General features: G+C 43.9%; 19 protein-coding genes. 7 read left to right on the top strand and 12 right to left on the bottom strand.

What is annotated here, in order from left to right:
- Positions 1-4: 4 nt before the first annotated feature.
- Both AC0VYI_RS19025 and AC0VYI_RS19020 read right to left on the bottom strand, forming a co-directional pair.
- Positions 5-1,216 (bottom strand): MFS transporter, encoded by a 1,212-nt coding sequence (locus tag AC0VYI_RS19025; RefSeq protein WP_475444875.1) that lies wholly within the window; start codon positions 1,214-1,216, stop codon positions 5-7.
- 181 nt (positions 1,217-1,397) lie between these two features.
- Positions 1,398-2,315, bottom strand: a complete 918-nt coding sequence (locus AC0VYI_RS19020; protein ID WP_199474424.1) for a helix-turn-helix domain-containing protein — start codon at positions 2,313-2,315, stop codon at positions 1,398-1,400.
- A gap of 210 nt (positions 2,316-2,525) precedes the next feature.
- Here AC0VYI_RS19020 and exaC point away from each other — a divergent pair, with 210 nt between their 5' ends.
- Positions 2,526-4,043 carry an acetaldehyde dehydrogenase ExaC gene (gene exaC, locus AC0VYI_RS19015; RefSeq protein ID WP_199474425.1) on the top strand — a complete coding sequence of 506 codons (1,518 nt, stop codon included), beginning with the start codon at positions 2,526-2,528 and terminating at the stop codon, positions 4,041-4,043.
- Between the two features lie 121 nt (positions 4,044-4,164).
- Here the strand turns inward: exaC and AC0VYI_RS19010 are convergent, their stop codons facing one another.
- Complete coding sequence (locus tag AC0VYI_RS19010) at positions 4,165-5,646, bottom strand: alanine/glycine:cation symporter family protein (protein WP_475444873.1); 1,482 nt, start codon at positions 5,644-5,646, stop codon at positions 4,165-4,167.
- Between the two features lie 128 nt (positions 5,647-5,774).
- Between AC0VYI_RS19010 and AC0VYI_RS19005 the strand changes: the two genes are divergently transcribed.
- Positions 5,775-6,818, top strand: a complete 1,044-nt coding sequence (locus AC0VYI_RS19005) for an IS630 family transposase (protein WP_475444872.1) — start codon at positions 5,775-5,777, stop codon at positions 6,816-6,818.
- Between the two features lie 53 nt (positions 6,819-6,871).
- On the opposite strand, the gene AC0VYI_RS19000 is transcribed toward AC0VYI_RS19005, so the two are convergent.
- Positions 6,872-7,312 (bottom strand): universal stress protein, encoded by a 441-nt coding sequence (locus AC0VYI_RS19000; RefSeq protein WP_475444871.1) that lies wholly within the window; start codon positions 7,310-7,312, stop codon positions 6,872-6,874.
- Between the two features lie 477 nt (positions 7,313-7,789).
- On the opposite strand from AC0VYI_RS19000, the gene AC0VYI_RS18995 reads away from it, so the two are divergent.
- From AC0VYI_RS18995 to AC0VYI_RS18980, 4 genes are all read left to right on the top strand, one after another.
- Entirely contained in the window at positions 7,790-9,364 is a 1,575-nt protein-coding gene (locus AC0VYI_RS18995; RefSeq protein WP_475444870.1) for an inorganic phosphate transporter, read from the top strand.
- Positions 9,365-9,547: 183 nt separating this feature from the next.
- The gene (locus AC0VYI_RS18990; RefSeq protein ID WP_475444868.1) at positions 9,548-10,243 is read left to right on the top strand and encodes a hypothetical protein; all 696 of its coding nucleotides are present in this window, start codon (positions 9,548-9,550) and stop codon (positions 10,241-10,243) included.
- A gap of 140 nt (positions 10,244-10,383) precedes the next feature.
- Positions 10,384-11,157 (top strand): hypothetical protein, encoded by a 774-nt coding sequence (locus AC0VYI_RS18985; RefSeq protein WP_199474429.1) that lies wholly within the window; start codon positions 10,384-10,386, stop codon positions 11,155-11,157.
- A gap of 87 nt (positions 11,158-11,244) precedes the next feature.
- Positions 11,245-11,862 (top strand): LysE family translocator, encoded by a 618-nt coding sequence (locus tag AC0VYI_RS18980; RefSeq protein WP_475444867.1) that lies wholly within the window; start codon positions 11,245-11,247, stop codon positions 11,860-11,862.
- 17 nt (positions 11,863-11,879) lie between these two features.
- Here the strand turns inward: AC0VYI_RS18980 and AC0VYI_RS18975 are convergent, their stop codons facing one another.
- The 3 genes from AC0VYI_RS18975 to AC0VYI_RS18965 form a co-directional block, all read right to left on the bottom strand.
- A complete protein-coding gene (locus AC0VYI_RS18975; protein ID WP_475444865.1) occupies positions 11,880-13,895 on the bottom strand; it encodes a DNA topoisomerase III in 2,016 nt (671 codons plus the stop codon).
- 68 nt (positions 13,896-13,963) lie between these two features.
- A complete protein-coding gene (locus AC0VYI_RS18970) occupies positions 13,964-14,455 on the bottom strand; it encodes a universal stress protein (RefSeq protein WP_199474435.1) in 492 nt (163 codons plus the stop codon).
- 52 nt (positions 14,456-14,507) lie between these two features.
- A complete protein-coding gene (locus AC0VYI_RS18965; protein WP_475444863.1) occupies positions 14,508-14,726 on the bottom strand; it encodes a hypothetical protein in 219 nt (72 codons plus the stop codon).
- 193 nt (positions 14,727-14,919) lie between these two features.
- On the opposite strand from AC0VYI_RS18965, the gene AC0VYI_RS18960 reads away from it, so the two are divergent.
- Positions 14,920-15,540, top strand: a complete 621-nt coding sequence (locus tag AC0VYI_RS18960; RefSeq protein ID WP_199474438.1) for an FKBP-type peptidyl-prolyl cis-trans isomerase — start codon at positions 14,920-14,922, stop codon at positions 15,538-15,540.
- A 100-nt stretch (positions 15,541-15,640) separates the two neighbouring features.
- Here AC0VYI_RS18960 and AC0VYI_RS18955 read toward each other — a convergent pair whose 3' ends face one another.
- The 5 genes from AC0VYI_RS18955 to AC0VYI_RS18935 form a co-directional block, all read right to left on the bottom strand.
- Positions 15,641-16,057 (bottom strand): GNAT family N-acetyltransferase, encoded by a 417-nt coding sequence (locus tag AC0VYI_RS18955; protein WP_199474440.1) that lies wholly within the window; start codon positions 16,055-16,057, stop codon positions 15,641-15,643.
- Between the two features lie 11 nt (positions 16,058-16,068).
- Complete coding sequence (locus tag AC0VYI_RS18950) at positions 16,069-17,277, bottom strand: JmjC domain-containing protein (protein WP_475444861.1); 1,209 nt, start codon at positions 17,275-17,277, stop codon at positions 16,069-16,071.
- A 103-nt stretch (positions 17,278-17,380) separates the two neighbouring features.
- Positions 17,381-18,754: an adenylosuccinate lyase gene (gene purB / locus AC0VYI_RS18945; protein ID WP_475444859.1), complete on the bottom strand. Its 1,374-nt coding sequence runs from the start codon at positions 18,752-18,754 to the stop codon at positions 17,381-17,383.
- A gap of 166 nt (positions 18,755-18,920) precedes the next feature.
- Positions 18,921-19,706, bottom strand: coding sequence for a hypothetical protein (locus AC0VYI_RS18940; RefSeq protein ID WP_475444857.1), 786 nt, complete (start codon positions 19,704-19,706; stop codon positions 18,921-18,923).
- Positions 19,703-20,893, bottom strand: coding sequence for a hypothetical protein (locus AC0VYI_RS18935; protein ID WP_475444856.1), 1,191 nt, complete (start codon positions 20,891-20,893; stop codon positions 19,703-19,705). Before AC0VYI_RS18935 ends, AC0VYI_RS18940 begins: the two co-directional genes overlap by 4 nt.
- Positions 20,894-21,038 lie beyond the last annotated feature (145 nt).

Here is a 21,038-nt window from a genome sequence, read left to right as displayed (position 1 = left end):
TGGTTCAAGCGTTGTCTTTTTCCAAACGGTTACGTTGTACTAGGGTAGGAAATAGATACATCCAAATCCCGACAACGGCAATGGTGCCCATACCACCAATCAAAATGGCTGGTACTACTCCAAACCATGCGGCGGTCACTCCGGATTCAAATTCTCCCAATTGATTTGAGCTACCAATAAAGATTGAATTGGCCGCGCTGACGCGTCCGCGCATATCGTCTGGGGTTTCTATTTGAATTAAAGTAGAACGAATGACAACGCTGATCATATCGGACGCACCCATCAAGGTGAGAGCAGCCAAGGAGAGGATGAGCGTGCTAGATAAGCCAAATAAAATGGTGGCCACGCCAAAGGATGCGACGGCGGCAAACATAATTTTACCAACACTGTGTTCAAGTGGCCGACGTGACAGATAAATTGACATCAGTAATGCACCGAGTGCTGGTGCGCAGCGTAATAACCCCAATCCCCAAGGCCCAGTATGCAAAATGTCTTTTGCGACAATCGGGAGTAATGCGGTGGCCCCTCCTAATAATACTGCAAACATATCCAATGATACTGAACCAAGAATAACCTTATTGTTGCGAACGAAACGTAGCCCGCCTAATAGATGGGCCATATTAATAGGCGCTTTTGCTTTGACAACAAAGTTATAGTGTAGAAAGAACATGATCACGCTGGACAGCAAAAAACAGAGACTGCTGGTGGAATATAAGGTTGTTGGCCCTAATAGATAAATTAATCCACCGAGGGCAGGTCCTGCAATGACTGAAATTTCTCGGGCTGAGGCAATGGCGCTCATGGCACGAGATAATAGAGCTTCAGGGACTAGATTGGGAAGAATGGCTTGGTTAGCAGGCATTTCAAATGCGCGTGCAGCTCCCAACATGACCGCGCAACTGTAGATAATGGTGGCGGAAATATGATCCGTTATATTGCTGATGGCCAATACAGCCACTGTCATGGTCATGATGAGTCGGCTGAAAACACAAATAAGGCGTCGGTTATAGCGATCTGCCATATGGCCCACGACGAGTGTCAGGGTTAATTGCGGGAGAAATTGACATAATCCCACCAAACCCAGTGCCATCGGGCTGTTTGTTAAGTTGTACATTTGCCAGCCAATGCCTACGGTGAGCATTTGAAAAGCAAAGGATGAGGCAATTTGTCCAATCCAATAATGAACAAAGTTGGTGTGTTTGAATAAAGAAGGCATGTTGACCTTAACAGACAGGTGAATAGACCTAGGGGGAGGGTTCCCTAAGCATAACGAATACTGGGTACGACGAACGGCTAATATACTAAAGAGTGGTATAACGTAGCCAGCAAATCGCTATTGAACACAGCTAATAACGAACATTTCTATGGCAATTTGCACCGTCATGACTGTCTATTTGTTAATTCAGTCGTGTTTGAGCTATTTGACTAGGGCAGATGCCAAAATGCTGATGGAAACGACGACTAAAATGGCTCAAACTTTGGTACCCTAATTCAAAGCTGACTTGTGTGACGGTAGCCCCTTTTTTGAGCCTTAAGTGGGCTTGTGCCATGCGTCTTTGGTGTTGATATTCCAATGGCGTACAGCCCAGCTGTCGCTTAAATATATCATAAAAACGGCTACGACTCATGCAGGCCATTTTGCTTAAAGCATCAATGTCTAAGGGACTAGCAAGATGCTCTTCGATCCAGTTAATCACACACGTTAACCCCGTTGCATCAGGGGTGGTTTGTGTATAGCGCAATAATGCCTCTCTTCCATGATAGCGTAAGATTCTCATAATAAGTTCATTGACCCCAAAATCCACCAGCAAATCGCGGTCAGGATCATTTTGTATAAAGTGACTGGTTAAGCGGTCAATCACTTGTTGTGTCGCTTGAGTATGCAGAGTGTGTAATGGTTGATTGGGATCGACGGCGATTTTATCGGCTAGATTGGGAAGGCATGTATCATTCATTCGATCGCTGATTTGCGCAACACGCTCTTTTGACAGAGCAATCGTCAAACAGGTTGTGGGACGGTTTATATTCGCCTCTGGGAAATCGATAAACACTTCTTCATTGGGCGCTAAAATAAACGATTCATGGGGCAAGAAAGCAATGTCGCTTTTTCGTTTCGTATGCATGACTTTAGCCCCCGTCACCATGCCGCAATACAACAAAGAATCCGCTTTTAAACTGACTTTTTTAGCCTGTTCATAGGTGTCATAGATACTGAGTTCTGAGTCTATTCCAGCAAAGCACACTCGGTTTTCAACCAGTTGAGTGGGCGAACGTTTTTGCCATGTTAATGATGGATTGATCATTGCATTTGTCATGTGCACACCTCAGGTTATTTTTGTATGGCGTGATTTGTTTGAGACTAATAATCTACCCAATAGACATTAGGGTCAACTAGAGAACTTGAATAAAAATTGGACACACAGACAACTATCATGGACTCACAGGCAAGCTTTGTGGGTCGCTTGTTTCTACAGTGGTAAGAGAAAAGACACCGTTATAAAAACAACAAGATTGGAGACATCATCATGATTTATGCAAAACCAGGTAGCGAAGGTAGCGTCGTTTCTTTCCAAGCCGAATACGGAAATTATATTGGTGGCGAATGGGTTCCCCCTGTGAAAGGGCAATACTTTGATAATATAAGCCCTGTGACTGGTGAAGTCTTTTGTCGTATTCCTCGTTCTACCGAAGAAGATATCAACTTGGCGCTTGATGCTGCCCACGCGGCAAGAGCGGCATGGGGCAAAACTTCCGTTATTAATCGTTCGAATCTACTCCTCAAAATTGCTGACCGCATTGAACAGAATTTAGAGCTACTAGCCGTAGCTGAAACTTGGGATAACGGTAAAGCCGTGCGTGAAACCTTAAACGCCGATATTCCACTGGCTGCAGACCATTTCCGCTATTTTGCGGGTTGTTTACGAGCCCAAGAAGGCAGTGCTGCTGAGTTAGATGAGAATACTGTGGCGTATCATTTTCATGAGCCATTGGGTGTAGTTGGTCAAATTATTCCGTGGAACTTTCCAATATTGATGGCTGCTTGGAAATTAGCGCCGGCGATTGCCGCAGGCAACTGTGTTGTATTAAAACCTGCAGAGCAAACGCCAGCGTCCATTTTAGAGCTGATGAAAATTATTGGTGATCTTTTACCCGCTGGCGTGATAAACATTGTTAATGGATTTGGTGCCGAAGCAGGTCAAGCACTGGCAACCAGTAAGCGTATTGCGAAGATTGCCTTTACGGGTTCAACACCTGTTGGCTCTCATATTCTGAAATGTGCAGCTGAAAATATCATCCCATCTACCGTGGAGTTGGGAGGAAAATCGCCTAATATCTATTTTGCCGATATTATGCAACAAGAAGAAACCTTCATTAGCAAATGTGTGGAAGGAATGGTGTTGGCCTTCTTTAACCAAGGGGAGGTGTGTACTTGTCCTTCTCGTGTTTTGATCCAAGAATCCATCTATGACGAGTTTATTGCCCTAGCAATTGAGCGAACCAGAACCATTAAACGTGGTAATCCGCTAGATACCGATACCCAAGTGGGCGCACAAGCATCTCAAGAGCAGTTTGATAAAATTCTAAGTTATATTGATATCGGTAAAGAAGAAGGGGCAGAGCTTCTGATCGGCGGTGGTGTTGAGTCAATGGATGGCTTTGATAAAGGCTTCTATGTTCAACCAACCATGTTTAAGGGCACAAATAACATGCGCGTGTTCCAAGAAGAAATTTTTGGTCCCGTGATTAGTATCACGACCTTTAAAGATGAAGCCGAAGCGCTAGCAATTGCCAATGATAGCGAGTTTGGTCTAGGGGCCGGTGTATGGACTCGAGACACCAATCTCGCTTATCGCATGGGGCGTAATCTTGAAGCGGGTCGTGTATGGATGAACTGTTATCACCAATATCCTGCTCATGCGGCGTTTGGTGGCTATAAAAAATCCGGTGTCGGCCGTGAAACCCATAAACTAGCGCTAGAGCATTATCAACAAACGAAGAATATGTTGGTAAGCTATGACATTAATCCATTGGGCTTCTTTTAAGGCTGCCGTTCGCAAGAAGGGGGCGTCGCCTAGTAAGTAAAACGGCCAACGACCTAAATAAAAAAAGACCAAATGATACTGTCATTTGGTCTTTTTGTTGTCTTGTTAAGGGTCAGAGAAGCTAGGCTTTTTTCGCCTTTTTGCGGTCTTTATATTTAACAATTTCACCGGATTTTAGACGTTTTTGGTAGGATGTCAGCTCCTTTTTAACAATCGGCATTAAGAAGTACAAGCCGATGATGTTCGCAACTGCCATGGCAAAGATGGCCGCATCAGAAAAATCAATCACTGGGCCAAGATTGGCAGCAGCACCGATGATAACAAATACACAAAACAGAGTTTTAAAGGTTAGCTCTGCTCGTTTGCCTTCGCCAAAGAGATAGGTCCAAGCTTTTAAACCGTAGTAAGACCAGCTGAGCATGGTCGAAAAAGCGAACAGAATAACCGCAACCGCTAGTAGAATAGGGAACCAGCTAAACGCAGAAGCAAAAGCTGCAGACGTTAGCGCTACACCAGAAGAGCCATCAGCGGTCTTAATGGCGGTACCCGCTTCGTTCAAAATATACATGCCTGTTTCTGGATTTTGCAGCAATTGACCTGTAATGATGATAACAAGAGCAGTCATGGTACAAATAACAACGGTATCAATGAACGGCTCTAACAACGACACAAACCCTTCGGTAACTGGTTCGTTTGTCTGTACTGCGGAGTGAGCAATGGCCGCTGATCCTACCCCAGCTTCGTTAGAGAAGGCTGCGCGTTTAAAGCCTTGAATTAAGGCTCCGACCATGCCACCGGCCACACCAAGGCCAGTAAAAGCGCCTGCAAATATTTGGCTAAATGCCCAACCAATTTTGTCCGCGTTAACGATTAAAATGACAATGGCTGAGCCAACATAGAGTATTCCCATAAAGGGAACAATCTTATCTGTTACACGTGCGATGGATTTGATCCCTCCGACGATCACAATAAAAACAAGTGCGGCAAATATCACACCGGTAATCCAACCTGGATAATTGCCAATGACTTGGGTTAATTGCGCATGGGCTTGGTTGGCTTGGAACATATTGCCACCACCAAGTGAGCCTAAAATACAAAATACAGCAAAAAGACCCGCTAAGAATCGGCCGCCAGGAATACCACGTTCTTTAAAGCCTTTGGAAATATAGTACATAGGCCCACCAGAGACGCTGCCATCTTTGTACTCATTACGGTATTTAACCCCCAATGTACACTCGGTAAATTTGGAGGCCATGCCCATCAGGCCCGCGAGAATCATCCAAAAAGTGGCACCAGGCCCTCCGATAGAAACCGCGACCGCTACACCTGCAATATTCCCTAAACCTACCGTTCCTGATAGGGCAGTGGCCAGTGCTTGGAAATGGCTTACTTCTCCTGCGTCATTTGGGTCGGAATAGTCACCTTTTACCAAGGCAATAGAGTGGCCCACACCGCGGAATTGTAAAAAACCGAAGTAGAGTGTGAAGATGGAGGCTCCAGTGACTAACCAAAGCACAATCCAAGGAAAGCTCGTTCCGGGAAACGGTGCAAAGATAAGGCTGACAAACCACCCTGTCGCATGGCCAAATATTTCATTGACCACGGCATCAATGCCACCAGAGCTTTCTTCTGCTTGTACGCTTGAGCTTACTGTTAAAAGCAGTAGGCTGATGAGAGACGTAAAAAGAAAATATTAACCCGGCGGTAAAAATTATCTGGTATAATCACTGAATGAACGAAAAAATAGACACAAGAAAACTTACCACTCCAGAACTCGCTAGGCTACGAAAGCAAGTTGTCAGACTGCGCGAAAAAGACTTCTCTTTTAAAGACATATCTGAGGTGACAGGTGTCCATGTAGACACAGTTGGCCGTTGGTATAGAGACTACTTAAAACGTGGAAAGGCAAGCTTTGAGTATAAAAAGCGTGGTCGAGAAAAAGGCTCATTTGGCAGTCTAACCAAAGCACAAGAAACTCGAATTCAGCAAGAAATCACCGATAAAATGCCTGATCAATGCAGGCTGAATTTTGCCTTGTGGACACGTCGTGCGATCCAACAGCTCATCAAGCAATTGTGGGGGAAAGATATGCCCATTAGAACCATTGGAGACTATCTAAAGCGCTGGGGATTTACCCCGCAAAAGCCACTGAAAAAAGCCTATGAGCAAAACCCTCGAAAAGTGTCCAAATGGCTTGGGGAAGAGTACCCCTCGATCAAGGAAAGGGCCAAGAATGAAGGGGCAGAGATACATTGGGGTGATGAAACGGGCCTTCGTAATGATAGTCAGCATGGCCGAAGTTTTGCTCCTAAAGGCAAGACACCAGTCCAAGTGATTCCAGCAAAGTATTGCCGAATCAATATGATTTCTACTATCACAAACCAAGGAACAGTACGCTTTATGACCTACGCTGACAACATGACAGCCAAAGTACTCATTCGCTTTATGAAGCGATTGATCTCAACCTCTAAGAAAAAGGTATTTCTGATACTCGATAACCTTCGAGTACATCATGCAAAATTAGTAAAAGAGTGGTTAGCCAAGCCAAAAACCAAAGAGCAAATAGAAGTCTTTTATTTACCTGCCTACTCACCTGAACTCAATCCAGATGAGTATCTAAACTGTGATTTAAAGGCAGGTGTGCATACAGGTGATGCGCCAAAGAATGAAAAGGTTTTAAAGGATAGAGTGGTCTCTCATATGAGAGGGTTGCAGAAGAATCCGAATCGAATCAAAAAGTACTTTAAACACAATTCAATCCGTTATGCAGCATAGAAGACATAAAACTCCGCCGGGTTAATAGGGACGTTTTAGCATAATCATGCTCCTTAGCTGACAACCGTTACGGGGACATTGGCGCTCATAACGAGGTTGGCGGTTACACTGCCGAAAACTCGTGCACTTAAACCTTGCTCTGTGGAGCGAGCAACAACAATTTGTTCAGCATTGTGTTCGACTGCAATGTTATTGAGAATTGAGGAGGCTTTACCAAATTTCACTACGCCAGAAGCGGTTATTCCCGCCTCTTTGAGGGCTGCTAGGGCGGGATCAATAACGCGCTCTTGGGCGTTTTTAGTTTCAATCTGTTTTTGTTTTTTACGATGGGAGTTTTCTTCTGGTGTTTGGAATGTATAAGGAGACCATTCGACCACGCAAACGAGTTCTAGTTTGCATTCGCTTCCGATTAACGTTGCGAGTCGTTTTGCGTAGGCTAAAGCACGGTTGCCTGCTTCACTTCCATCAACTCCGACAATGATTGTTGCTGACATGGTTCGTTCCCTCTTTGATTGATTGGGGGTAATTTAACTCTTTTTTTATTGCCAATGCTGTCGTTTGAAAATTTCAACGGCACTGGACTTTTGCGGAATTGTTTTATTATGCATTATTTTTGCACGTTTTTGACTGTTTTTATAAAAAAGTCAGTTTTTATGGCTAATCCTTTATTAAGATCGCGGTTTTATGGCGTGCGATTTTGAACTGTATCCCACACCATTCTGTTGCCATCACAGGTAGGAAGGATGGCTTAGTAGGAATGAGTCCAATAAAAGTTTTTTAGGGTTTTTATCTGAATTGCCTCGGTGTAGAATGGCGCGCGATTAACATTTCATGAAGGAAATGTGACAGGATGAATAAAGCGTCAAACTCTCTGAAAGTGCTAGGGTAAGCATTTTGCGATGAATGATGAGCCATAAGTTTGTCAAGTGAGCCGCAGTTTGGCATAGATAAATCTTTAAAGAAGAGCCTCTATGGATCTTACAAGCAAATTGAAAAACGAAAAGACCCTGTTGGGTGGCGGTGAACTGATACGTGTGCTGATTGCGCTTGGATTTGTATTACTGGCAGGCTTTTACGCCGTGAATCAAGGTGCCGCTGTTTCTAATGTTTCTATTTTAGCGATTGCAGCCAGTATTGGTGCTTATATGGCGTTGAACATAGGGGCAAATGACGTCGCAAATAACGTTGGCCCTGCCGTTGGCTCGAAAGCGCTTTCCATGACCGGCGCTATTCTGATTGCCGCAATCTTTGAAGCTTCAGGGTCTCTGATTGCTGGTGGAACGGTTGTTGGAACGATTCAAAAAGGTATTATTAACCCCAGTTCTATTGCGGACTCTGCAACCTTTATCTGGATTATGATGGCCGCTCTATTAGCAGGCGCTATTTGGCTAAACCTAGCCACGTATCTTGGAGCACCGGTTTCAACTACCCACTCTATTGTTGGTGGGGTACTTGGTTCAGGGATTGCTGCGGGCGGCTGGGGAATTGCAAACTGGAATCAGCTTGGGGCCATTGTTGCCAGCTGGGTGATTTCTCCGGTAATGGGTGGCCTTATTGCGGCGGCCTTTTTGATGTTTATTAAGCGCACTGTCACCTATCGTAGTGACATGATTCTCGCTGCGCGAAAAGTCGTCCCTCTGCTAGTGGCGATTATGGTCTGGGCGTTTTCAACTTACTTGATTCTAAAAGGCTTTAAGCACCTTTTCAAACTGGACATGACAACCGCATTGTTAATTGGCTTTGCGGTCGCTATGACCGGGTACTTTTTAGTTCGCCCTATGGTCGATAGAGCGGCAATGAAGTTGAAAAACGATAAAGATGCCGTGAATAGCTTGTTCACCATTCCACTGATTGCCTCTGCTGCGTTATTAAGTTTTGCCCATGGGGCAAATGATGTTGCCAATGCAATTGGACCATTAGCGGCCATAAACGATGCGCTTATGACGGGAGCCGTTGCCAACTCGGCGCCGATTCCTATTTGGGTGATGGCGATTGGCGGATTTGGTATTTCGGTTGGTTTAGCTCTGTATGGACCAAAACTGATAAAAACCGTTGGTTCTGAAATTACTGAGTTGGATAAAACGCGTGCCTTTTGTGTGGCGATGGCTGCTGCTATTACGGTGATTATTGCTTCTCAGTTTGGTCTTCCTGTTAGTTCCACCCATATTGCTGTTGGTGGTATTTTTGGTGTGGGTTTCTTGCGGGAGTACCTAAAGCTGTCTTATGAGAAGAAGATAGCCTCGATTATTAAGCACTCTCAGCGTGCAGGTCATGATATTGAAGAAACACAGGCTTTTGTGAAACGTTTCACTCAGGCGGATGTGGGTGAAAAGCGCCAAATTCTTAAAGATTTAAAAAATGCCAGTTATATTTCACCTATTTCTAAAGGCGAGCGTAAAGGGCTGAAGAAAGCGACGAAAAAAGAATTGGTAAAACGTTCCGCTATTCTTCGTATTGCAGCCGCTTGGGTGATTACCGTCCCTGCATCAGCGTTGCTTTCTGCAATGATTTTTTATATGTTGGTAGGCTTCTCTGTTATGCATTAAAGTGCATTGCTGTTATTTATGAAATGAAGCGTTTGTTGATTGCTTTAGTCGAAAAAGAGTGCTTTAGTCAAAAAGGTCAGTTCAGCTGACCTTTTTGTATTTATACCTTCCTAGGTAAGTCTCTGTACCGTTGTATTAAATAGACTCATTTTACTGCTCACTGGATTTGGTAATAAGGTCATAATGAATAATATTGCGCTCGTTGTCGTTACTTGTTTGTGTGTTTCTTTTGCTATTTTAACTATTTTTGGTGTTGTGAAATGGTATAAAAAACAACGCGAACTAAAAAAGAAAGCAACCGAACAGTTAGTGAATCGCAGTTATCGTATATTATCGATTTTGGATATGGTGATGGATCGTTATATGCCTCATCAAACAAAGGTGCTATTGGTTGACTATCTTTTGGCAATCGTTCCAAATCTGGTGTCCCATAATCGATATGGTCAGGATCTGGCCGATAAGCTACCAGAGTTATTTAAAATTCGTGATGAATTAAAGTCGAGCACTAAGTTAGCCGATAATGGTAGAGTGACACATTCGGATCAATTATCTAAGGTGCAAACATCGCTTTCTAGTTTGCCAGCGTTGATCAAGGGTTTTGCGTTAAATGGCATTGTGGATAAGCAAACGGCTAGACAGCAAGTGGAATTGATTCGTTACGGAAATAGTCTTGCTTATCATGATTTATTGGTCCACCAAGCAGATAATGATGTGGACATGGATAAAAAGGCGAGAGCGTTAGAAAAGTATCGGACCGCATTGGTTGAAATGGAAAAAGTTGCCGCTATAGGTGAGGCTCAAAGGGACATTGATCGTTTAAAGCGGGTAATAGAGTCGGTTGAACAGGCGTTATTTGCTAATCGTTCAACAGGGTCGTAGTTGGGGCTTGGTTTGTAATGCGCTTCGGCAATATAATCTAAAGATGATATGAACACGTTTTCTTAACCTAGACGACTTATTCGCATCTTCTTTACCTCTTAAATAGTGGTTTTTGTACCATCGAAGGCATTTTTTTAAATATGACGGCAGTGACAGTTACGGTTTTATTGCTTGTGATAGGCGGGTTTATAGGGGTCGCAATCGTTTTGCAGCTCAAAGAACAGGCCCGCATTGACAGGCTCCGTAAAATCGCAAACATTAATAATCAGATTCGTCAGGTGCGTCGTTATCTTGATGATTTACCGCCTCAATATCAGCCGAAAGACATGCGGCTTTGGTTGTTTTCTCGCATGGTCACCCTCTATGATGAGCTTATCCAATTTGAGCCTAATTCTGCTCTTCAGCGCCGAAAAAGTCATTTAGAACAAGAAATGGCAGAGTTTCAATCGAGTAAACAAAAGCGACGGGCAAAGCCCATTAATGATGAGTTATTAATCATGGAACTGAAGCGTTTGTTGGAATCGTTTCACTTTTTTATCAAACAAAGTGTGAAGGATAAAACGCTAAATTCTGATTCAGGGGCTCGTTACGAAGGGCTACTTTTATTTTATAAGTACAAATTAAATGCGGATTTTCACGCCTATCTAGGTCGACAAGCCTTTTTGACAGGCAAAATGGATGTGGCTTTATCCTCCTATAAAGAAGCATTATCGCAATTAGCTCCAGTCAAAGACAAACCTGAAACGCTGTCATCTGTTAAGCAGCTAGAAGGGATCATTGGTGAAATAGAAAAAGAGCTTGAGGCGAAGCGAGAAGCAGCAGAAGCCACTGTCGAAGAGGAGGATAGCAGCATCAATGATGAATGGGATAAGTTTATGGATGATGCCACTTTTAAAGAAAAGAAACATTTCTAATCCAATCCATAGAATGCATTGTTTTGTGCTATCCAAGTCTCAATTCTTCGCGTTATAGTCAGTTTTTTTAATTTATAGGGTGATGCAGTGAATCTTGCTCTCTTAAGTGCTTTTATCCCCACGTTTTTTTTCGTGTCTATCACACCTGGTATGTGTATGACTCTCGCAATGACATTGGGTATGACCATTGGTGTAAGGCGGGCTTTATGGATGATGCTCGGTGAACTGACTGGTGTAGCGACGGTTGCGGTGTTGTCTTCCATTGGTGTTGCTGCTCTATTACTGAATTACCCAACCGCGTTTACCACATTAAAATTGCTTGGAGGGTTGTACCTTGCTTACATCGGTATTCAAATGTGGTTGTCGAAAGGAAAAATGGCCATAAAAATGGAGGCGTCGGATCGAGTCGCTTCCGTGTTTGAACTGGTGTCTCAAGGTTTTGTGACGGCCATTGCCAATCCCAAAGGGTGGGCGTTTTTTATTGCTCTATTACCTCCTTTTTTAAGTCCTCATCAATCCTTGGCTGGTCAGTTAGTAATGCTTATCGCGATTATTCTTTGTCTTGAGTTTACCTGTTTATTGATCTATGCCACAGGTGGTCGCACGCTAAAATCCGTTTTGATGAAAAGCGGTAATGTGCGGATTATGAATCGTATTGCGGGGACATTGATGATTGGTGTCGGAGGCTGGTTGGCGATAGGCTAACCTGTCACTCTGTTGATTTAAGACGACGCTTTTGAGCGTCGTCTTGCGTTTGACGTCGCGGTTCTGCCCCCCGAGTTCTTATTTGTTGTGGCATTTTTTCGGGTGCTTGTCGATTTTCTGTTGGTTGTGCCTTTTCGCTTGCTAAAAGGGTTTTTGCTGGGTGCTGGAAGATTCTGCAGCGCAGAGGTGGGCATGTCTCGTGAGGCACTAAGTAGTTGGTTTAGATTTGTTTCTAAATTTTCCATAAAGGATTGATAGCTGGTTTCACCTAGGCTGATGTTATTGAGGGCGGACTCCCATTTTGCTGTCATATCTGGAGTGACCAATTGCTCCGGTAGGCAATTGATAAAGGCGCGGCCTGTTTGACTGGCGTGGATTTGTTTCCCCTGTCTGGTCAAAAAGCCTCGTTTAAAAAGCAATTCGATGATACTGGCTCGTGTTGCTTCGGTGCCTAGCCCATCCGTTTCTTTTAAGATGGCTCGAATGTCTTTATCGGTGACAAATCGGTTGATACCTGTCATGGCGGCAAGTAAGGTGGCGTCGGTGAAGGCGGCGGGGGGCGTGGTCACTTTTTCTTGCACTTGCCCTTGTGTACACCATAAGGCTTCCCCTTTCGACAATTTTGGTAGCTCGTGCTGGTTTTCATCTTCAGGGTCCTTTGCTTTGCTTCTGGCTGGTAAAAGGCTTTTCCAACCTAGCGAAATAGGTGTGTTGCCTTTGACTTCAAAGAGACCACCTTCTATTTCTAGCTTGATGTAAGAGGCCAAATAATCGTATTCAGGATAAAACTGCATAAGATATTGGCGAGCGATTAAATTAAAAACCAAGGCTTCTGTTTTTGATAATGAAGCAGCTTTGTGAGCTTGGGTCGTTGGGATAATCGCATGGTGGGCGGTGATTTGCTTATCATTCCAAGCTTTACTTTTTAGGGCGGTGTTTGCGTTTTCGGCTGCTGTCTGCCTGTCTCCACCAGAGCGCGCCAGTGCATTAATAATAGCGGGGGCATCTTTGTGTTGTTGGACGGGTAAATAGCGACAATCGGAACGTGGATAAGTGATTATTTGGTGGCGTTCATATAATGCTTGGCAGGTGTCTAGTACTTGCTGAGCTGATAACGAAAAGGCCTTTGCCGCGTCGATTTGCAATGCCGACAAGTTATATGGCAATGGCGCACTTTGTTTCTTTTGCTTGTATTGTGCATCGATGACTCTAGCTGGCTTGTTGGTGATTCTGCTGGCGACATTTTGGGCCAGTGGCAAACTCAGAACGCGGTTTTCGTCATCCATATAGGGTTGGCAGGCCTCACTGGGCAGCCATTTCGCTTGGAACATGACGCCTTGTGGTGTTTGAATGCTTGCCCAGACTTGATAAAAATCCTTGGGTACAAACGCTTCTCGTTCTTTATCTCTGGCGACCACTAAACCAAGCACAGGGGTTTGCACTCGGCCAATCGATAATACCCCTTGGTAGCCAGCCTGACGGCCTCTAATCGTGTAAGCTCGTGTTAGGTTAAGGCCTAATAGCCAATCGGCGCGCGCACGACCTAATGCAGAACGTGATAAAGCGGCGAACTCACTATTCGAGCGCAAATTATTTAGGGCTTTTTTAACCGCTGCAGGGGTTAAATCGCTAACGAGTAAACGCTGTGTGCTTTTCAGCTTTTGGGCAGGGACGTTAGTGTAGTGCAGTACTTCATCAACCAGAAACTGTCCTTCTCGGTCTGGATCGCCAGCGTGGACTAACAGACTGGCCTTCTTGATAAGTCTTTTCAGGATGCTGAGTTGCTTTTTAGTACCGGGTTTTTCTTGCCATTGCCAGTCGGTGGGAATAATGGGTAAGTGATCTAGACTCCATGATTTATAAGCTGGGTTATATTGATGAGGTTCAGCTTGCTCTAATAAGTGGCCGATACACCAGCTAATGCAATCGCCATTGGGTAACCAAATGCAGCCTTCTTCTTTTTTTTGCGGGGAAGGGAGGGCAGCGGCGATAGCGCGGGCGAGACTGGGTTTTTCGGCAATATATAGAATCATAGATACACTTACTGTTTATATATACAGTAAGTGTATCTAAGATGGGGCATTCTGGCTAGTGTGTCTGTTTATTTATGTGCTTTGATGGGCACAACCAGTACCGGGATATTGCTGTGGTGAATCACTTTGTTCGCAGTAGAACCAATGATCATTTGGCCAAAACGGCTATGAGTGCGGCTGTTCATGACAATAATATCGGCTTCCACTTTTTCAGCAACATGAATAATGGCTTCATAGGGAACGCCTTGCGCAATTTTGGTTTCAGGTGGGTGAGCTAAAGCAGATAGCGCTTCTTTGTTGTCATTAATGTAGTCGCTGAGCAATTCTCTCATTTTTTCATTGATATTTTTGACGGCCTCATCGCGCATGGCTTTTGTGGTTTCTTCAGGCAGGTAGTTGGTAATCATATTAGTTGCTTGAGCGCCAAGTGGCTCAAGTACATGCATAACCACAACTTTGGCCTGATGGGCAAGGGCAAGGTTCATGACGTGCCCCAACGCGGATTGAGTTTGGCCTTCTAAGTCGCAGGCGTAAAGGATAGTGTTGACTTCAGGTAACATGGAGACTCTCCTTGGCATGTTGTTGATCTTCTATAAGAAGAGTTTATCCCTTTCAGACTTTTAGATGATGATCTAGATCATGTTTTGCCTGTGTGGTCGGAATAATGTTGGTACTGACTCGAGCTTGCTGTGTTTCCTGATAGGCATCGAATAAGAAACAACTACATGAGGCGGTCAAGATGATGCCTACGAAGAGTAGTCCCCAGTAATCAATACGCTTTTTATTATCCTTTCTCTGGCTGACTTGCGATACAAAAACCTTAGCTTTCATGATGAAGTGACCCAATCCGTTGATAATGATTGATTGTAATTGATAATGAATATCATTTGCAAATACTATTTTTTTATCAAGATAAGAGATCGTTAGGTAGGTTTTTAGTGTGGCTGAAAAGTCCGCTCTTTCCTGAGCTTATGGCTATGTTATGATAGCGCCTCAAATTTTTACAAATAAAGAGAGTGTTTCTATGTCAGAACTGTCGTTCGACTCTAACGAATCTAAAATCGCTTATGGCATCGGTCGTCAAATTGGTGATCAACTTCGGGGTAGTGATCTTGGTGAACTATCCTTAACTCATTTGTTTGCAGCCATTGAAGACGCCCTAAACGGTGCAGAAATGCGTGTTCCAGGTGCGGAACTTGAAGCGGCTTTTGCTGAACTTCAACAAAAAATGGAAGAGAAGGGTCGTGAAGCGTCTCAAGCTAACATTCAGGCAGGTGCTGCTTTCCTAGAAGAGAATAAAGCAAAACCAAGTGTGACGGTGACGGAAAGTGGTCTCCAATACGAAGTAACACAAGAAGGAACTGGTGCAACCCCAGAACGCAGCTCTACGGTACGTGTTCACTATGAAGGTCGCTTGATTGACGGACAAGTATTTGACAGTTCTATTGCCCGTGGCGAACCCATTGAATTTCCGCTAACAGGTGTTATCGCTGGCTGGACTGAAGGTCTACAATTGATGAAAGAAGGCGCGAAATACCGTTTTACCATTCCATCAGAATTAGCATATGGTGCTCAAGGCGCTGGTGCTATGATCCAGCCTCATTCTGTTCTTCAGTTTGATGTTGAGCTAATTGCTGTTGTTTAATTAATCGTTTTTTAAAATTAAAAACGCACAATATAAAAAGCGAGCTTATCCAAAATGGAAGGCTCGCTTTTTTTGTTTAAGCTAGATACCCATAAGAAGACTAAATCTCACGTTCCATACGGATATGCATTTTCCCTGCTTCTAAAAAAATTTTGCCGTCGGTTTTAAAGCGCTGCTTTTCATAAAAGGTTTGTACATCTACTTGAGCATGTAAAAAGACACAGCGAATGCCCATTTCTCTGGCAACTTTAATCGCTCTGTTGATTAGCATCTCACCATAACCCTGATGACGATAAGCGGGTAAAACAGCCAAGCGGCTAATTTGGCCATTTTCCGTTAAGCGGCAGGTGCCCGTTGGCACGGCGGTTGTGCCAAATGAGACAAAGTGAACGGCGTCTTCATCTTGGTCGTCCCATTCATCTTCTGGGGCAATGCCTTGCTCTATGATAAAGACTTGTTTACGCACAAACGTGAGTTGGTCTTTGCTACTGTTCCAATCGGATGTGAGTACCTTCAAGTAGGATTCCTCTAGTCTTCTTCGTTAGCAACCAGTTCGATCAGCCCTTGTTGACGAAGTAAAAAACGTAACAAGGGTTCTAGGTCTGGGTCTTGTGTTAAATCGAGTCCTGAAAAATCAAATTCGGTTTGGTCACAAATCGCTTGTATAAAAATTGATAGATCGGCATTCACCACTAAGCTTTCACCATTACAAAAGATTTGTACACTATTGCTTGTTGCTTCTAGACCTTCTAGCAAATAATAGCAGATACGAGCATCGCCAGGGCGAATAAAGGTTTTTCCTTGAATAGCATGCTCAAATGCGGTGTCTAACTCCTGTTGGTTAAACGGCACTAAATATTCAGGGTATTTACTTTCGCTCATGGTTTCGCCAAGCCACTGAGCAAGCATGTCTGGTTGATTGATCAAACGGGCGAGTTGGCTTTGTAAGTTGGCGATATCGTCTTTGCTAATATGAGCACTGTGTTGTCGAGCCCCTGTTTCGGGTGGAGCAAAGCGGTCTTTCGGATTGTCGATTTCGCATAGTTTGTCACGAACCCCCGTCAACGCCTCTTGTATGCTGGGGGCGCGAAAGCCGATGGAGTAAGTCATGCATTCACTGTCAAGAGCTCGGCCATTGTGAGCAAAGTTAGGGGGCAAATACAGGATGTCACCGGCTTCAAGCTCCCAATCCATATCTGGATCCACAGGGAAGTTGTCTAAAATATGCAGTTGAATATTAGGGATAGCGGAGTCTTGATATTGATCCGGGGATAAGACTTGCCAGCGGCGTTTACCACTGACTTGAACCAAAAAAACATCGTATTGATCATAATGAGGGCCAACACTACCGCCTTCGGTGGCGTAGCTGATCATTACGTCATCTAATCGCCAACTTGGCAAAAATTGAAATTGCTCTTTCAGCGACTGAACCTCAGGTACCCAGTGGTCGACCGCTTGAACCAGTAGCGTCCACTCCTTTTCGGGCAATGTCGCAAAAGTGTCCTCGGTAAATGGGCCTTGGCGCATTTCCCAAGGTGTGAGGCCATTTTCAATCACAATGCGTGATTCAACTTCTTCTTCCATTGCCATGCCCGCCAATTCGTCGGCGTCGAGTGGTACGGTAAAATCAACTAGGCCAGCACGAATGAGAAGAGGCTTTTTCTGCCAGTATTCCTCTATAAAGGTTTGTGCTGTCATGCCACCAAGAATGCTCAATGGGGTGTTTAAGTCGCTCATTATTTGCTCATTACAATAAAGAAAGTTGGATCACTAAAAGGCAAAAAAGAGCCGTTTTCACGACTCTTTTTAATCGGCTTACTCTTATTAATTAGAGCAGACCTTAGTTGCGAATGGCTTTTGCTTGTGCCACAGCGTTACCAATGTAGGTCGCAGGGGTAAGTGCTTTCAGCTCGTGCTTCGCTTTTTCAGGCAATTCCAGTGTATCAACAAAGGCTTCGATGGTCGCTTGGTCGATGGTACGGCCACGAGTCAGTTCTTTTAACTTCTCGTAGGGAGATTCAATACCATAGCGACGCATGACGGTTTGAATGGGTTCAGCCAATACTTCCCAAGCGGCATTCAGGTCTGCCTCAAGACGAGGCACGTTGATTTCCAATTTGCTGATGCCTTTAAGAGTTGCCTGGTAGGCAATCAAACTGTGTGCTAAACCAACCCCTAGGTTACGCAGCACGGTTGAGTCCGTTAGGTCACGTTGCCAACGAGAAATTGGTAATTTCGCGCTAAGGTGACCCATAATGGCATTGGCAATACCCAAGTTACCTTCGGAATTTTCAAAGTCGATTGGGTTAACTTTATGGGGCATGGTGGAAGAACCAATTTCGCCAGCAATGGTTTTTTGCTTGAAGAAGCCCATGGAAATGTAGCCCCATACATCACGGTCAAAATCGATCAAGATGGTGTTGAAACGGCAAATAGCATCATACAATTCTGCGATGTAATCGTGTGGTTCTATTTGTGTGGTGTAAGGATTCCAAGTCAAACCGAGCGATGTCACAAAGGCTTCAGCGTGCGCTTGCCAGTCAATATCAGGATATGCCGAAAGATGGGCGTTATAGTTACCCACCGCCCCGTTGATTTTGCCTAAAAATTCAACGTTTTCAATTTGCTTAAGTTGGCGTTTCAAGCGAGCCGCTACGTTGGCCATTTCTTTACCAACGGTTGAGGGAGAGGCGGTTTGGCCATGAGTACGAGACAACATGGGCTGTTCTGCATGTTCAAGCGCTAGATCTTCAATTGCCGTGATCACCTTATTTAACTCTGGGGTAATGCCTTCTTCCAATGCCTCACGGAGCATCAGCGCGTGGGATAAGTTATTAATATCCTCAGAGGTACAAGCAAAGTGAACAAACTCGGAAATCGCCGCAAGTTCAGCATTGTCTGCCATTTTATTCTTAATAAAGTACTCAACCGCTTTGACATCGTGGTTCGTGGTTTTCTCAATGTCTTTAATTGCTTGGGCATCGGCTTCGCTAAAGTTCTCAGCGAGCTGATCTAGCAAAGCGCTTGCATCGCTGCTAAGTGCAGGTACTTCGGTGATTTGTGGGTGTTTGGCAAGAGCCTGTAGCCAGCGAACTTCGACTATGACTCGCATACGTAGCAAACCGTATTCGCTTACTGAGCGACGCAATACGTTGGTTTTCGATCCGTAACGACCGTCTATGGGGGAAATCGCATTTAAGCTAGTTAATTCCATTGAGATAACGCCTCGAACATGGTTTTCAGGGAGCCGCTATTATAGGCAAAAGGGGGGCGTACTTCTATGGTAAGAGGGGATCTTTATAAGCAGTTAGTATAATACTGCCCCGTGTAGTAGCCTTCTGCGGAGGGAGACCTTTGCCGAAATAAAGGCCCAATAATCTTTAATTGAGCAAGGGCGTCTGCTCTTCTGGGATATCGGTTAAAGTAACCGACTCCATAATGCGCCTTTCTGACTCTTCAGCATGTTTTGACCATTTTTCATACTTATTAGATCGATCAACTCGGTAATCAAATTCTATCTCTAAGAAGCTGGTTGGGCTAAGTGGTAAGCAATAAAAATTTGTATGAGATATTCTATTACCTGTTAATTCTTGATAAAACACCCATTGATTATTATTGAAAGTTAGTATTTTTGCTGGAAATAGAGGTAGTTTACCTCTAACTTTAACCCATTCTTCTATCTCTTTTTTTGCGTCTGCTTCACTCATCGGTGAGTATCTATCCAGTGTTTCTTTTTCTTCTTTTCTTATTTTCGTGTTTTTCCCATTGGGTCCATTATGGAACTCTTCGTACTCTTTAATCACAAAGTGAGATAAAGCCTCTAAGTCTGTTACATCAATTTTATTAGTCTGCTTAATACGAGGTTGGCAACTTAACATACCGTATTCACTGCTGGTGCCAACTGGAATAACGGGTAAGTACATCCAGTTCTTGGTGAATATAATCACAAACTTATGCTGATCATAGTGTTGGGCATTTTCCTGAAACCATGTTGTTGAATCGTATGGAAAGTGTTTGTCTATTGCTTTGGGAGTCACGACCATATTGTTATCTGGAACTATCATGGATAGTTGTTTATTGCCTAATAGAACAATGCGTTCAGATGGGAAAGCAAAATCTGGCCCGCCAATAAAGCCTCGATACAAGTTTTTAATCAGTTTGATCATATCCTTGGGTCTCCCTTAGGTAGTGTGCGTAAAAAACGGTTGACTTCTTTAGCTTCATCGCGATAACCAAGCATACGTAATTGTTCGGCATAGGTTTTCAGTCCTAAAAATGGCAACGTATGGGGACTTGCAGCAGGATCATCGCCAAACACTAACTTTTGAAATTTGATTGATCTAGCTAGGCTGCTTTTGGATAAGTCGTTTCTCCCCGCTAGATTGGGGACTAGATCGTAAGGATTATTGCGAATGCTGTGAATATGGAGTCCAGTATAGCTGGCAGCTCGTTTTAGTCTCTCAATATTGGCTCCTGATCCGTGAATCGCCAACTGTTGCGTTGTTAATGGCTTGCCATATTTGAGTCGGTATACTTCCAGTGCAGCACAAAATATTATTGCTCCTTGACTATGGGCGACCCATTTTACATGCTTTCTTTGTTGATTATTTTGGGCAAGAACAGCAGCTAAGTGCTCCGCATTATGGGACTTTCTGCCGTTTTTCTTATCGAAAATACATTCGACAAGGTCAAGTTTTACCTCATCTGTTGGGTTATGGAATAGTGTGTAGGCCTCAATGCCATCGCTACTGTAAGCGGTGTCCAAATGGGTACCCATTAGCCAAGCAGCTTTTGTTAACTCGTTTTGCATACCATTTACGGCCGCGTGAGAGGTTCTGACATCGGGAACAGGCCGAGGGTTATCATTCCAAGCTCCTCTTAAGGCACGAATATCATCTTCTGTTTTGGCTTTATCATATTTAACTGATGATTTTCGTTCGACTTCGTATAGCATGGTGCGCTCTGCGGAAAAAGGAGTCTTAGAACCATGTAATTGCTTGTCGAACAATATGTCTCGAATAAGAATATTTCCACTCACTAGCTCAAAAGAGATTAAGTAATGATAGCTACGAAAAGGGTATTTATTGCGCCATAGACGGCGTAACGGGTTGCGGCTGTGTTTGGTGACACTCTGGCCATTTGGGTGAGCATAGATCTGCAGTATTTCTTTTACCACCATATCCATATCATAGCTATTGAGGCGAGAAAGCATAGCTAGTGCTTGGCAGGTAAATTGCACTTTTTTGAACGGGAAGGTGGGTGGCAGTACTATCCCATAGTCTCTGCAGGTATTTGCATCTAATGGGATGGTCGAGTGAGCTTGTATTTTTCCGTTGAGTTTGTTCCAAGACATAACAGTATCCTTTGATCTCTATCCTTAGCGAGCAGTAGGGTATGGTTTTTATTTTTAGCTGTAAATATCTTTGTTGAAAATAGAAAGATAATAAAGTGTAAAAATGGATGACTATTATTGTCACTAACTACGATCTTGAGGGCTG

It is taken from the genome of Marinomonas sp. 63XJN7_9_ISO-PGPR-S23-217 (assembly GCF_056173515.1).
This window is presented reverse-complemented; position numbering and strand designations above follow the sequence as displayed.